Origin of the sequence: Psychromarinibacter halotolerans, from assembly GCF_029168315.1 — a bacterium.
Taxonomy (GTDB): domain Bacteria; phylum Pseudomonadota; class Alphaproteobacteria; order Rhodobacterales; family Rhodobacteraceae; genus Psychromarinibacter; species Psychromarinibacter halotolerans.
The window spans coordinates 21,199-34,089 of record NZ_JARGYD010000011.1; the positions used below are offsets into that span (position 1 = coordinate 21,199).

At 68.6% G+C, this 12,891-nt stretch carries 12 protein-coding genes; 7 read left to right on the forward strand and 5 right to left on the reverse strand.

Annotated elements, in window-relative coordinates; translation table 11 throughout:
- Nucleotides 1-42: 42 nt before the first annotated feature.
- From P1K30_RS20705 to P1K30_RS20735, 7 genes are all read left to right on the forward strand, one after another.
- Nucleotides 43-783: a CDP-alcohol phosphatidyltransferase family protein gene (locus tag P1K30_RS20705; RefSeq protein WP_275634690.1), complete on the forward strand. Its 741-nt coding sequence runs from the start codon at nucleotides 43-45 to the stop codon at nucleotides 781-783.
- A complete protein-coding gene (locus P1K30_RS20710) occupies nucleotides 780-2,414 on the forward strand; it encodes a sulfatase (RefSeq protein WP_275634691.1) in 1,635 nt (544 codons plus the stop codon). Before P1K30_RS20705 ends, P1K30_RS20710 begins: the two co-directional genes overlap by 4 nt.
- Nucleotides 2,411-3,361 carry a lysylphosphatidylglycerol synthase transmembrane domain-containing protein gene (locus tag P1K30_RS20715; RefSeq protein ID WP_275634692.1) on the forward strand — a complete coding sequence of 317 codons (951 nt, stop codon included), beginning with the start codon at nucleotides 2,411-2,413 and terminating at the stop codon, nucleotides 3,359-3,361. Before P1K30_RS20710 ends, P1K30_RS20715 begins: the two co-directional genes overlap by 4 nt.
- Nucleotides 3,362-3,394: 33 nt before the next feature.
- Nucleotides 3,395-4,384 (forward strand): ABC transporter substrate-binding protein, encoded by a 990-nt coding sequence (locus P1K30_RS20720; protein WP_275634693.1) that lies wholly within the window; start codon nucleotides 3,395-3,397, stop codon nucleotides 4,382-4,384.
- A gap of 27 nt (nucleotides 4,385-4,411) precedes the next feature.
- Nucleotides 4,412-5,203: an ABC transporter ATP-binding protein gene (locus tag P1K30_RS20725; RefSeq protein ID WP_275634694.1), complete on the forward strand. Its 792-nt coding sequence runs from the start codon at nucleotides 4,412-4,414 to the stop codon at nucleotides 5,201-5,203.
- A gap of 101 nt (nucleotides 5,204-5,304) precedes the next feature.
- A complete protein-coding gene (locus P1K30_RS20730) occupies nucleotides 5,305-6,795 on the forward strand; it encodes an ABC transporter permease (protein WP_275634772.1) in 1,491 nt (496 codons plus the stop codon).
- A complete protein-coding gene (locus P1K30_RS20735) occupies nucleotides 6,792-7,829 on the forward strand; it encodes a glycosyltransferase family 4 protein (RefSeq protein WP_275634695.1) in 1,038 nt (345 codons plus the stop codon). The genes P1K30_RS20730 and P1K30_RS20735 overlap by 4 nt, the downstream gene beginning before the upstream one ends.
- 57 nt (nucleotides 7,830-7,886) lie before the next feature.
- Here P1K30_RS20735 and P1K30_RS20740 read toward each other — a convergent pair whose 3' ends face one another.
- From P1K30_RS20740 to P1K30_RS20760, 5 genes are all read right to left on the reverse strand, one after another.
- Nucleotides 7,887-9,296, reverse strand: a complete 1,410-nt coding sequence (locus tag P1K30_RS20740) for a M20 family metallopeptidase (RefSeq protein WP_338052389.1) — start codon at nucleotides 9,294-9,296, stop codon at nucleotides 7,887-7,889.
- A 138-nt stretch (nucleotides 9,297-9,434) separates the two neighbouring features.
- Nucleotides 9,435-10,400, reverse strand: a complete 966-nt coding sequence (locus tag P1K30_RS20745; protein ID WP_275634697.1) for a Bug family tripartite tricarboxylate transporter substrate binding protein — start codon at nucleotides 10,398-10,400, stop codon at nucleotides 9,435-9,437.
- A 35-nt stretch (nucleotides 10,401-10,435) separates the two neighbouring features.
- Entirely contained in the window at nucleotides 10,436-11,947 is a 1,512-nt protein-coding gene (locus tag P1K30_RS20750) for a tripartite tricarboxylate transporter permease (RefSeq protein WP_275634698.1), read from the reverse strand.
- 9 nt (nucleotides 11,948-11,956) lie between these two features.
- Nucleotides 11,957-12,406 (reverse strand): tripartite tricarboxylate transporter TctB family protein, encoded by a 450-nt coding sequence (locus tag P1K30_RS20755; RefSeq protein WP_275634699.1) that lies wholly within the window; start codon nucleotides 12,404-12,406, stop codon nucleotides 11,957-11,959.
- Nucleotides 12,407-12,441: 35 nt separating this feature from the next.
- Nucleotides 12,442-12,852 carry a carboxymuconolactone decarboxylase family protein gene (locus P1K30_RS20760; protein ID WP_275634700.1) on the reverse strand — a complete coding sequence of 137 codons (411 nt, stop codon included), beginning with the start codon at nucleotides 12,850-12,852 and terminating at the stop codon, nucleotides 12,442-12,444.
- Nucleotides 12,853-12,891 lie beyond the last annotated feature (39 nt).

Sequence of the window (12,891 nt, forward strand, 5' to 3'; positions counted from 1 at the left end):
TCTTCGCTTGACGTCGGAGTAAGGGGCGGCATGTCGTTTCCTATGAGTATTTTGTTACAACAGGCGCACAACGCCCCAGCGCAGGCCGGATCGCGGGCGGCTGCGGTGTCGATGTTCCTGCTTTCGTTGTCCTTTGCCGTGGTGCTGTTCGGCCTGTCGTGGTGGCTGGCAGGCACGCGAACGCTTTTGCCGGTCGTGTGCTTCGGGCTTGGCGCGGCGGTCTCCGGGGTGTTCCTGATCCGGTACTGGCCCGCGCGGCGGCTGGGCTATGCCAACGCGCTGACCTTGGCGCGGCTGGCGCTGTCGGCGCTGATGCTGGTGCCGCTGGCCGATCCGCGCCTGACCGAGGGCGCGACGGGCTGGATGGTGTTCTGCCTTGCGCTGGTGACGCTGTCGCTGGACGGGCTCGACGGTCCGCTGGCCCGGCGCAGCGGCCTTGCCGGGCCGTGGGGCGCGCGGTTCGACATGGAGGTCGACAGCATCTTCGCCCTGCTGCTGGCCGGCGTGGTCTGGCGCAGCGGTGCCGCCGGAAGCTGGGTGCTTCTGCTGGGCAGCCTGCGGTACGTCTTCGTCGCCGCAAGCTGGGCCTTGCCGTGGCTGGACCGCCCCCTGCCCCAGCGGTTCCGGCGCAAGCTGGTCTGCGTGGTCCAGATCGGGACGCTGGTCGCGCTGATCGCGCCGATCGTGCAACCGCCCTACAGCTGGATCGCGGCGGCGGTGGCGCTGGCCTTGCTGGCGTGGTCCTTCGCGGTCGATGTGATCTGGCTGGCGAGGCGGCGTTGACCTTGCGCCTCCGCCGCTGGCTTCTGCTGATCCTGTCCGCAGCGTTCCTGCACCTGCTGCTGATCATGCCCAACCATCCCCGGGCCGTGACTTGGCAGGCGCTGCAGATGGTGCCGCTGGAACTGCCGGTCCTGTTGCTGGGCATGCTCGCCCTGGCCACGCGGTCGCGGCTGGCGGGTTGGGTCTGCGCCGGGCTGCTGCTGGCTGTCACCCTGCTGAAGCTGGCGGACCTGTCCGTCTACACCGCGTATGGCCGTGGCTTCGACCCGCTGGCCGACATGCACCTTCTGCCCGCCGCCGGGATGCTGTTGACCGGCAGTATCGGCATCCTTGGCACCGTCGCGGTGGTGGCCGTCGTGGGGCTAGTGCTGGCCGGGATGCTGTTTCTGACCTGCGGCGCGCTGCGCCTGTGGGGCCGCGCCGGTCAGCGCCTGCCCCGCGCGGTCCGCATCGGCGCCGGGACCGTCGCGATGGTGTTCGCCGCCCTCTGCGCGACCGAGATCCGCACTGCCCTGAACGGCTGGAAGGGCTGGCAGCCGCCGGGCAGCGCCTTTACCGCAAGGCTCGCCGCCGAGAATATCCGCGACTTCGAACGCTCTCGCGCGGCGCAGGCCGAGTTCCGGCGCGCCGCCGCCGAGGACCCGTGGCGCGACCGCGACGGGTTGTTCGCCCGCCTTGACGGGCGGTCGGTGGTGATCGTGTTCGTCGAAAGCTACGGCCGCACCGCTTTCGTGAACCCGCTGTACGCCGAACGCCACGAGCGGACGCTTTCGGCGGGACAGGACGCGCTGGCCGATGCCGGGCTTGCGGCCCGGTCGGGCTGGCTGCGATCCCCGGTGCAGGGCGGGCAAAGCTGGCTGGCCCATGCCACGCTGGCCTCGGGTGTCGAGGTCAGCGACCAGCGCCGGTATCGCGCCCTGCTGGCCAGCGAGCGGCAGACGCTGTTCATGATGGCGATCCGCGCCAGATACGAGACCGCCACCGTGGCCCCCGCCATCGTGCTGGACTGGCCCGAGGGTCCGGCAATGGGGTTTCAAAGGATCTGGGCCGCCGCCGACCTTGGTTATGCCGGGCTGCCGTTCAACTGGGTGACCATGCCGGACCAGTACACGCTGGCCGCCTATGACCGCGAGGTGACGTCGGACGGCCCGCTTTTGGCCGAGATCGCCCTGATCTCCAGCCACGCGCCGTGGACGCCGGTGCCCGAGATGCTGCCGTGGGACGCGGTCGGCGACGGCAGCGTGTTCAACGATCAGGCCAGCGCCGGCCCCACCCCGCGCGAGGTCTGGTCGAACCGCGACAGCATCCGGGACCATTTCGGCCGGACCATCGACTATGCCATGCAGGCGGTCCTGTCGTGGGCCGCGCTGCCCCGTGACGAGGCGCCGCTGATCATCCTTCTGGGCGACCATCAGCCGGTCGAGTTCGTGGCACAGGGCGGCGGCAAGGATGTGCCGGTGCACCTGATCGGCCCGCCCGACGCGCTGCGGCTGTTCGACGACTGGGACTGGACCGACGGCATGATCCCCGATCCCGACCTTCCGACTTGGCCGATGAGCGCGTTCCGCGACAGGTTCCTCGACGCCACCAGCGCGACCGGAGACGCCGCGACACAGGCGGACGGATCATGAGATGGCTGCGCCTGCTTCTGCCGCTGGTCCTGATCGGGATCTGCCTTGCGCTGGCCGATGGGCAGGGCGCGCTGGACCGGCTGGCCGCCCTGTCGCCGGGGTGGATGCTGGCGACGGTCGTGCTGCTGAACGCGGTCACGCTGTTGTCGGCCCTGCGCTGGCGGGTGACGGCGGGCGCTTTGCGGCTGCACATGCCGTGGTGGGACACGGTGCGCGAATACTACCTTGCCCAATTCGTGAACCAGACCCTGCCCGGCGGCGTTCTGGGCGACGCGGCCCGCGCCGCCCGGAACCGACAAGGCGGTACGCTGGGGCGCGCGGCGCAGGCGGTGGTGCTGGAACGGGCCTCGGGACAGGCGGGCATGGCCGCGATGTTGGCGCTTGGCCTGATTGGCGTGGCGCTGCCGTCCGGGCCCGGCGCAACGGGTGCGGCGGGCGCGGCGGGCGCATCTGGCCCGCAGGTGCCGCTGGTGGTGCTGCTGCCCGCCGGGGTGCTTGCGCTGATGCTCGCAGCGACCGGCGTCCTGCTCTTCACCCGCGCCGGGCGCCCCGACGGCTGGCGCGCCGCCGCCCGCAGCGCGCTTTTGGGACGATTTCCGACACAGGTCGCGCTGTCTTTGGCGATCTCGGCCCTGATCGTCGCGGGGTTCGTCACCGCCGCCCGTGCCAGCGGCAGCACCCTGCCCGCCGGGACCGCGATGCTGATCGTGCCGTTGATCCTAACCGCCATGCTGCTGCCCGCGTCCGTTGCGGGCTGGGGCTGGCGCGAGGGCGCGGCGGCCGCCCTGTTCCCGCTGGCGGGCCTTGGCGCGGATGCCGGGCTGGCGGCCAGCATCGCCTTTGGCCTTGCCGCCCTGATCTCGGCCCTGCCCGGCGCCTTCTTCCTTCAGCGCCGCACCCCCAACGCTGCCCCCGCCGGGGACGGCATTGCCACCACGCACGATTAACCTACTCTTTTCCAAAACCCAGAGGATGATGCCATGACCTTCCTGACGCCCTCTCGCCGCCTGTTCATCGGAGGCGCCCTGACCACCGCCGGTGCCGCCCTTCTGTCGCCAAGCCGCGCGCGGGCGCAAAGCGCCGTGAACTTCCAGCTGTCGTGGCTGCACTCGGTACAGTTCGGCGGCAGCTATATCGCCAGCGACAAGGGCTATTGGTCTGACGCGGGGCTAGAGGTCTCGTTGCTGCCCGGCGGCCCCAACGCTCCGGTCGAACCGCCGGTCGTGGCGGGCACCGCGCTGGTCGGCATCTCTGCCGCGGACTATACCGCCGCCGCCGTGAACCAGGGCGCGCCGTTCAAGATCATCGGTGTCGCGATGCAGAAGAACCCCTTCGCCATCGCCTCGCTGGCCGAGAACCCGGTGAACACGCCCGCCGACCTTGTGGGCAAGAAGATCGGCATGGCGCTGGCCAACATGCCGGTGCTGGAAGCCCTGTGCACGATCAACGACGTCGATGTCTCGCAGATCGAGGTGGTGCCGACCCAGTACGATCCCGCGCCGCTGGTGCAGGGTCAGGTCGACTGCCTGCTGTGCTGGGAAACCGACCTGCCCGTCGCGATGGAGATCCAGGGCGTCGACAACGTGACCATGCTGCTGGCCGACCACGGCTATTCGGTCCACTCGCAGACCTACATCGCGACCGAGGACAGCCTTGCCAACCGCCGCGACGAGCTGGTCGCCCTGATGACCGGCGAAATTCGCGGTTGGGAGGACTACAAGGCCGCCCCCGCCGCCGCAGCCGCGCTGACGGTCGAGATGTTCCCCGACGCCGGGCTCGACCTGCCGACGCAAGAGCTGCAGGCCGAACGGCAGGTGCCGCTGATGTTCTCGGACCTGACCGAAGCCGAGGGCTTTGGCTGGTTCACCGACGATACCGTCGCCGCCAACGTGGAAACGCTGGACCTGCTGGGCACCCCGGTGTCGCCGGACCTGTGGGACCGGTCCATTCTGGAAGAGGTTCATGGCTAGACACCCGGGCCGAGGACCGGCTTGCGCATGACAGCCCGGCCCGACATCCGGCTGACCGGCGTATCCAAAAGCTTCGGCGCGGCAGGACGCCGCGTCGATGCGGTGGACACCGTGGACCTGACGCTTGCGGGCGGCCAGATGACCGCGCTTGTCGGGCCGTCGGGCTGCGGGAAGTCGACCCTGCTGCGGCTGATCGCGGGGCTGGACCGGCCCTCTACCGGCACGATTTTGATCGGCGGCGAAAGCCCGGACGACCTGCGCCGCCGCGCCGGTCTGGCGGTGGCGTTTCAGGACGCCGCGCTGCTGCCGTGGCGCACCGTTGAGGGCAACATCGCGCTTGGCCGCGCGCTGGCCCGTCGCCCGCGTGATCCCGACGGCATCCGCGACCTGATCGCCCGCGTCGGCCTGTCGGGCTTTGAACGCCGCCGCCCGGCAGAACTGTCGGGCGGGATGCGCCAGCGCGCCGCCATCGCCCGCGCCCTTGCCGGAGAGCCCGAGCTTTTGCTGCTGGACGAACCCTTCGCCGCCGTCGATGCCCTGACCCGCGACCGCCTGAACGCCGAGCTGCCGCCCCTGTGGGAAGCCCGCGGCGCGACCTCGGTCCTTGTCACCCATTCGGTGGCCGAGGCGGTGCGCCTGTCGGACCGCGTGCTTGTCCTGACCCCGCGCCCCGCCAGCGTCGCCGCCGACATCGCCATCCCGCTTCCGCATCCGCGCGACGCCAAGGTCCTGGCCTCGGACGCGTACCGCGACCTATGCGCCCAAGTCACCGAGGCGCTGCGCGACCACCAGTTCCCCGAAAACCTCGCGGCGCAATGACAGCCGCGGACGGCTCCGTTCCCGACAGCGGCCTTGCACCGGCCACGGCCCGCCTGTTGAAACGCGGCGTCGGGGTCGTGCTGTTGCTGGCGGTATGGGAAATGCTGGCCCGCGCCACCGCCGGCTCTTTCGTGATCGCCGCGCCCAGCCAGATCGCCATGCAGATGGCACAGAACGCGGGCCTGTTGTCCCGGGCGCTTGGCACCACGCTGTGGTCGGCGCTGCAGGGGTTCGTCTGGGGCAATCTTGCGGGCATGCTGCTGGCGCTGGTCGCCGTACTGGCCCCGCGCAGCGAAAGGCTGCTGGCGACACTTGCGCTGTTGGTCTTCTGCCTGCCGCTGGTCGCCACCGGCCCGATCCTTCGGGTGCTGTACGGCCCCGGCACCGGCCCGCAGGTCACGCTGGCCGCGCTGGCGGTCTACTACACCACCTTCCTGCCGGTGCTGGTTGGCCTGCGCGCCGCGCCGCGCGGCTGGTTCGACCTTGTGCACAGCTATGGCCGGGGGCGGCTGACCACGCTTTTGCAGGTGCGCCTTCCCGCCGCGCTGCCCTACGTCGTCGCGGGCCTTCAGATCGCCGCCCCCGCCGCCTTTCTGGGTGCCATGGTGGGCGAGTTCACCGGCGCCGAGCGCGGGCTGGGCGTGCTGACGGTGCGCGCGCTGCGGGCGCTGGACCTGCCCGCGACGTGGTCCATCGCGGTGCTGGCCGCCGGGGTGTCGATGCTGGCCTTCGCGGGCGTCGGCGCGCTGGGGCGGCGGCTGGACCTTGCCCCGCCCGAGGTGCTGCTGGCCCCGCCAACCGAAACCCGCCGGTCCCGCTTCGCAGGCCTTGGTCAGGCGCTGCTGGCGTTCGGGGTGACGGTCGCCATCTGGAAGGGCAGCATGGAGCTGTTCCAGCTGCCCCGTTTCTTCGCCAAACGCCCCGAGGACGTCTGGGCCTATCTTGTGACCGCCCCGTCCTCGGCGGCGCAACGGGCGCGGCTGTTCGACGCGATGGCCGAGACGCTGGCGCTGGCGGCGCCCGGCTATGCCGCGGGGCTGGTGCTGGGCGCCGGGCTGGCGATGGCGCTGACGCTGCTGCCGCGCCTTGCCGGGGCCGTGATCCCGGTGTCCGTCGCGCTGCGGTCGATCCCCATCGTCGCCACCGCACCGCTGATCGTCTGGGCGCTTGGCCGGGGCGCCACCGGCACAATCGCCGTGGTCGCCACGATGATCTTCTTCCCCACGTTGATCGCCTGCCAGCACGGGCTGGCCCGCACCCCGCGCGCCGTGCTCGACCTGTTCGACGTCTATGCCACCGGCCCGGTGCGGACGCTCACCGGCGCGCGGTTGCCCGCGATGCTGCCCGCGTTCTTCGCCTCTGCCCGCATGGCGATCCCCGCCGCGATCCTTGCCGTCACCACCGCCGAATGGCTGGCCACGGGCCGCGGCGTCGGCGCGCTGATGGCCACTGTCGCCTCGACCTCGGACTACGGGATGCTCTGGAGCGCGATCGCCCTGATCGGCCTTGCCGCCGTGCTGGCCCATGCTCTTGTCGCGACGCTGGAACGGATCGTCCTGTCGCGCACCAGTGCCGAGCAGATGGCCCGATGAGACCCTGTGCCTTCGCGATCCCCGGCGATCATCGCCAGAAAACCGGCGGCTACATCTATGAGCGCCGCCTGCTGGAAGAGCTTCAGGCCTCGGGGCGCGACACGCGGCACATCGCCCTGCCCGCCGCCGCCGCGTCGCCGGACCAGCCCGACGCGCTGCGCGCCGAGGTCGCCAAGACGCTGGCCGACCTGCCCGACGACCGGCCCCTGATCCTTGACGGGCTGGTGTTCGGGGCGATGCGCACCGTAGACCTTGCCCGGCTGCGCTGTCCCGTGGTGGCGATGCTGCATCATCCGATGGGGCTGGAAGACGGGCTGACCGCCGACACCGCACGTCGCCTGCTGGCGCAAGAGACCGCGAACCTTGCCCACGCCACCCGGATCGTGGTGACCAGCCCGCACACCCGCGACACCTATGTCCGCCTTGGCGCCGCCCCGGACCGCATCACCGTCGCGTTGCCCGGCTACGACGGTCCCCGCGACCTGCCGCGCACCGATGCCGGGCCGCGCATCCTGTCGGTCGGGCTGCTTGCCCGCCGCAAGGGACACGACGTGCTGATCCGCGCGCTGGCGCAGGTGGCCGAACTTGACTGGACCGCCCGCATCGTGGGCAAGACATTCGATCCGGCGGTGCAAGACGATCTTGCCGCGCTGATCGACGCGCTGGGTCTGTCAGACCGGATCGAACTTGCCGGCGAACTGTCGGACGCGGCGCTGGACGAGGCCTATCGCACCGCCCGGATCTTCGCGCTGGCCACCCGCTACGAAGGCTACGGCATGGCACTGGCCGAGGCGCTGACCCACGGCTTGCCGATCGTCACCTGCGCCACCGGCGCGGTGCCCGGCACGGTGGGCGACGCCGCCCTTCTGGCGCCGGTCGACGACCCCGACGCCTTCGCCCGCCACCTGCGGTCGCTGCTGGTGTCGCACACGGAACGCGACGCCCTGTCGGCCCGGTCCCGCGCCTTGGGCCGTGCATTGCCGCGCTGGCGCGACACGGCCAATGTGATGGGCAAGGTGCTGGACGGACTATGAAGGTGATGCATTACCTACCGCCGACAGGTATCTGATTTTATTTTACATTCCGGCCATTCATCCCGCCCCGAGACGGCCATCCCCGATATCCCAGAATAGCCCCGCCATCATCTGCGTCCCCTCGCGGGCCACGTCCAGCATCATGTGCTCGTTGGGCGCGTGCTGGGCACAGGCCGGGTGCGAATGCGGAATCCAGATCGTCGGCAGACCCAGCGTTTCGGCAAAAACCTCGTTGGGCAGCGCGCCCCCGAAGTTCGGCGACAGGGCCGGCGGCGCGCCCATCGTCTGGGTGATCGAGGCAACCGCCAGCCGCACCCACGCATTGTCGGGGTCGGTGCGGGTCGCATGGAAGAAATGGCGCGAGCCCTCCACAATCTCGACATCGGCAAAGCCGTGGCGGTCGAGATGCTCGCGCAGCGCCGTGACAATCCGCGTGTGGTCGATCTCGGCGATATAGCGCAGCTGACAGGTCGCGCGGGCCTGCCCCGGGATCGCGTTCACCGGCGCCTGCGGATTGCCGCACACGAAGCTGGTGACCTCGAAGTTGCACCACCCCAAAAGCTGCGTCGCGCCCGTCAGCCCCGGCTCGCCCCAGTCGTCGTCCGTCTGCGGGTCGTCGGGCCCGAATTCCAGCGCAATACCCCGCAACGCCGCCAGCACGTTTGCGGGGATCTCATCGGGCCGCCACTCGGGCACCGCGATTTTCCCCTTCGCGTCGGTGATCACCGAGATCGCCTGCGCCAGCCGGATGCCCGCGTTGGGCAGGATACCGCCCCAGTTGCCAGAGTGATGCCCGCCCTCGCGCAGGTCGCACCGCAAGGTAAACCCGTGACTGCCCCGCGCACCAAGAAACACCGTAGGCGTCCGGGTCGAGACCCGCGGCCCGTCCGACGCGATCAGCACATCCGCCGCCAGCAGGTCGCTGTGCGCCTCGGCGATCCCGCCCAGCCCCGGCGACCCGCATTCCTCGCCCATCTCGATCAGGATCTTCGCGTTGAAACCAAGCCGCCCCCGCGTCTCGATCACGATGCGCAGCGCCTCTAGGTTGATCGTGTGCTGCCCCTTGTTGTCCACCGCACCCCGGCCATACAGCCGGTCACCGACGACCGTCGCCTCCCACGGGGACAGGCCATCGGCCCACTCGCCCTCCATGCCCCACAGCACATCGCCATGCCCGTAGACAAGCACGGTCGGCAGTCCAGGATCCTCGGCACGCTCTGCAAACAGCGCAGGCAGTCGCGGCAGGTCGGGGTTGTCCAGCAGACGGCAGGCGAACCCCATTTCCGACAGCATCGGCTGGATCTGTCCCTGCAGGTATTGCAGATGGTCGGCCGCGCTGTCCTCGCGCGGGCTTTCCGAGCGGACGGCGATGCGCGCGGCCATGTCTCGAGCGAACCGCCCGTCGTCAACATATGCAGATGCGCGTGACGTGGCCTCTTGGCGTGACATGGCGGTCTCCTTCCGCATCGGGTCGTTGCAGGGACTCGGCGGGCCAAGGGCTGGCCGCAAGGACACTGCACATGAAGACAGGCGCGAAACCGCGCCTGCCCCGTTATCCGCGGCCGGGGCCGAAGCCTCCGTCCCGGCCTATGAATACCCGTCGCCTTAGCGGTTGGCGATCTCGATGAACTCTGCGAAAGCGTCAAGCTCTTCGCGCATCATCTGGCTGGCTTCTTCCGGGCCATAGAAGGTCATGTCGACGTTGCGCCGCTGACCGACCGTCTGCGCGGTCTCGCTTGCGACCGCGGGCTCGATTGCCGCGGCAAGTGCGTCGACGATTTCGGCCGGGGTGCCTGCCGGGGCAAGAAACATCATGCTGGATGCGCTGCCCAGTTCGAAGCCCAGATCCTTCATCGAAACCAGATCCGGCGCCATTTTCAGGCGGTCGAAGGACGAGGCGAACAGCGCCTTGGCGTCGCCCGCTTCGACCAGCGGTGCCCACGACCCGCCCGACAGGACAACGTCGACGTCGCCCGACAGCATCGCCTGGATCGCGCCATTGCCGCCCTGCACCGGAACCGGGGTGAATTCCACGCCGGCGCTGTCGGCCATGTAGCCCATCAGCAGACGGTCATACGACAGGTAGCTGCCCAGAAGGATCGGGCGGTCTTCTTCCTGCGCCACGGCGACCAGTTCCTCGAAGGTCGAGAAGCTGCTGTCGGCGCCGGTGATCATCGCGGACTGGAACTGCCCGGCTTTCGCGATCACCTCGAAGCTGTCGAGATCGTACATCGTTTCGTTCAACTGGGGTTCCAGCGTGATCGAGGACGAGTTGGTGGCAAGGATGGTGTACCCATCCGGGTCGGCGCGCGAGACTTCCGAGTTGCCAACGGCACCACCGCCGCCACCGACGTTCTTGACGAGGATCGACACGCCAAGCTCTTCGCTCATGACGTCGGTCATGGCACGCACCGCCGTGTCGACGCCGCCGCCGGGTGCATAGGCCACGACGATGGTGATCGGCTGGTCAGGGAAGCTTTGCGCCAAAGCGGCACCACCGGGGACGACGGCCATCGCCGTGGCGAAGGCAAGCAGTGCGCGCCGCGTGACGCCCTTGGATGTATTGGTCATGTTCATCTCCTTGTTGGTTCGTTGTCGTTTCAGGTTCAGCCAGCCGCAGACAGCCGCATGGATCGCATCCCGGCGATGGTGAAGCGCCAGACCGCGAAGACCGTAAGGGCGAGGAAAAGCAGCGCGATGGGATGGTCGAGGATCCGCCAGGGATCGCGCGCCGACAGGATGATCGTCTGGCGGATCGTAAGCTCTGCCATCGGCCCCAGAAGGTAGCCCACGACGAAGGTCACGAAGGAATAGTCGAACTTCCGCATGAAGTAGCCGATGAAGCCGAAGATCAGCATCAGGTACACGCCGAACATCGTGCCGCCCTGGATGTAGGCACCGCAGACGCACAGGAAAACGATGACCGGCCACAGGATCGTGCCGCGCACCCGAAGCGCCGCCGCGAACAGGCTTTGACCGAAGAACCCGACCAGCAGCAGCGCCGCAGAGGCCACGATCATCCCGATATAGATCGAATAGACCACCGTCGCGTTCTCGCGAAACAGGAATGGGCCGGGCGTGAGGTCGTGCATCATGAACGCGCCCATCAGCAGCGCCGTCGACAAGCTGCCGGGCACGCCGATGGCGAAGACGGGCACCAGCGCGGCGGGAACGGTGGCGTTGTCCGCCGCCTCCGAGGCCGCGACCCCTTCCGGGGCGCCCTTGCCGAAGCGTTCCGGCGTCTTCGAGCTTTTCTGCACCCATGTATAGGCGAGGAACGACGCCAGCGTCGCACCAAGCCCCGGCAGGATGCCGATCAGCGTGCCGACGATGCTACCGCGCATGATCGCGGGGGTGATCTGCTTGAATTCTTGCTTGCTCAGCTGCTTGTCGGACTCGTCGGTGGACACGACCTCGGCATCGGGCGAGGTGTACTTTCCGCGCCACCCCTTGTCGGTCTGTGACAGGACCTGCGACATCGCCAGCGTGCCGATGGCGACCGACAGGACCGGCACGCCGTCGAACAGTTCGACCAAGCCGAAGGTCATCCGGGGCAGCCCGGTTTCGATATCGAGGCCCGGTGCCGACAGAAGCAGGCCAAAGAACCCGGCGATCAGCGCCTTGAAGAACGAGTCGCCCGCCACCGCAGCGATGAAGGTGATCGAGAAGATCAGGATCGCCGCCAGTTCGAACGGACCCAGCCCGATGGCGAAATCGGCAAGCGGCCGCGCCAAGGCGATCAGCACGGCGGTGGCCAGCACGTCGCCGATCACCGACCCGAACAACGCCGCCTTCAGCGCCTTCTGCGCCTTGCCGCTGCGCGCCATCGGATAGCCGTCATAGGCGGTCACGGCCGACGATGCCTCGCCGGGGATGTTCAGAAGGATGGCCGACACGGCAGACCCGGCCGCTCCGCCCTTGTTGATGCCGATCAGGAAAGAGATCGCCGCAGCCGGCGACATCGTGAAGGTGAACGGCAGCGACACTGCGATGGCGGTCGTCCGGTTCATGCCGGGCAGCGCCCCGACGACGTAGCCCAAAAGCACGCCGAAGACGATGTAGATCAGGACAGCGGGCTGAAAGATCTCGGCTGCCGCCGCAAGGATGTACTGGCTCATGATACCGCCCTAGGGAAGTGGTGCCCGAAGCACGTAGGTGACGACGAGGTAGACGGCGGCGACCGGAACCGTGCTGGTCAGCAGGATGGTCAGCCACGACCGTTCACCGAGGATCAGCATCAGCCCGGCGATCATGACCGGCGCGCCATAGATCAACCCGAAGAAGTCCATCAGGATGACCGAACCCAGCACGAGACCGATGATCAGCAGGAAGAAGAAGATGTTCGAGGCCGAGACGGGAAGCTCTTTGCCGAACCCTTCCGCCTTCAGCCGACGAAGCGCCTGCAGCGTAAGCCCAAGGCCGCACAGGCCGAAGCCGGCGGACAGGATGATCGGGAACACCACCGGCGACAGGCCGAAATAATTCCCCGACGCGGTCTGGGTCGGGATGATCCAGAAGATCAGCAACAGGCTGAACCCCATGATCATCAGGCCTCCGATAAGATCGGCCCTGTTCATTCAAACTCTCCCGCCGGACGCGTCCACTGCATCGCTCAGGCCTCTGCCATCTCTTCGCGGTACGTCACGAAGACCTCTTCGGCGGCGCGCATGGATTCCAGCGCAGCCGGCGCACCGCAGTAGACGGCGGTTTGCAGGACGACCTCGACGATCTCTTCCTCGGTGACCCCGTTGCGCAGCGCGCCGCGGACGTGAACACGGAATTCATGCATCCGGTTCAGCGCGGTCAGCATCCCAAGGTTCAACATGCTGCGCTGCGCCAGCGTCAGGCCGGGGCGCGTCCAGATCTCGGCCCAGCAGGTTTCCGTCACAAGCTTCTGCAACTGCACGGATTTTTCGCCAACCGCCGACAATGAGCGGTCCACATGGGCATCACCGAGAACTGTCCGCCGAACGGCCTCGCCCTGCTTGAACCGCTCTGTCTGGAATTCAACTCTCGCATTCATGGGCCCGTGCCCCTCCGCAACATTGTCGTATTGCGCCGG

What these genes read in the sequence shown, in the direction of transcription:
- P1K30_RS20755 (WP_275634699.1), bottom strand. Translation starts at nt 12,406, where the DNA reads ATGAACAGGGCCGATCTTATCGGAGGCCTGATGATCATGGGGTTCAGC.
- P1K30_RS20750 (WP_275634698.1), bottom strand. Translation starts at nt 11,947, where the DNA reads ATGAGCCAGTACATCCTTGCGGCGGCAGCCGAGATCTTTCAGCCCGCT.
- P1K30_RS20705 (WP_275634690.1), top strand. Translation starts at nt 43, where the DNA reads ATGAGTATTTTGTTACAACAGGCGCACAACGCCCCAGCGCAGGCCGGA.
- P1K30_RS20725 (WP_275634694.1), top strand. Translation starts at nt 4,412, where the DNA reads ATGACAGCCCGGCCCGACATCCGGCTGACCGGCGTATCCAAAAGCTTC.
- P1K30_RS20735 (WP_275634695.1), top strand. Translation starts at nt 6,792, where the DNA reads ATGAGACCCTGTGCCTTCGCGATCCCCGGCGATCATCGCCAGAAAACC.
- P1K30_RS20720 (WP_275634693.1), top strand. Translation starts at nt 3,395, where the DNA reads ATGACCTTCCTGACGCCCTCTCGCCGCCTGTTCATCGGAGGCGCCCTG.
- P1K30_RS20745 (WP_275634697.1), bottom strand. Translation starts at nt 10,400, where the DNA reads ATGACCAATACATCCAAGGGCGTCACGCGGCGCGCACTGCTTGCCTTC.
- P1K30_RS20740 (WP_338052389.1), bottom strand. Translation starts at nt 9,296, where the DNA reads ATGCGGAAGGAGACCGCCATGTCACGCCAAGAGGCCACGTCACGCGCA.
- P1K30_RS20715 (WP_275634692.1), top strand. Translation starts at nt 2,411, where the DNA reads ATGAGATGGCTGCGCCTGCTTCTGCCGCTGGTCCTGATCGGGATCTGC.
- P1K30_RS20730 (WP_275634772.1), top strand. Translation starts at nt 5,305, where the DNA reads ATGCTGGCCCGCGCCACCGCCGGCTCTTTCGTGATCGCCGCGCCCAGC.
- P1K30_RS20760 (WP_275634700.1), bottom strand. Translation starts at nt 12,852, where the DNA reads ATGAATGCGAGAGTTGAATTCCAGACAGAGCGGTTCAAGCAGGGCGAG.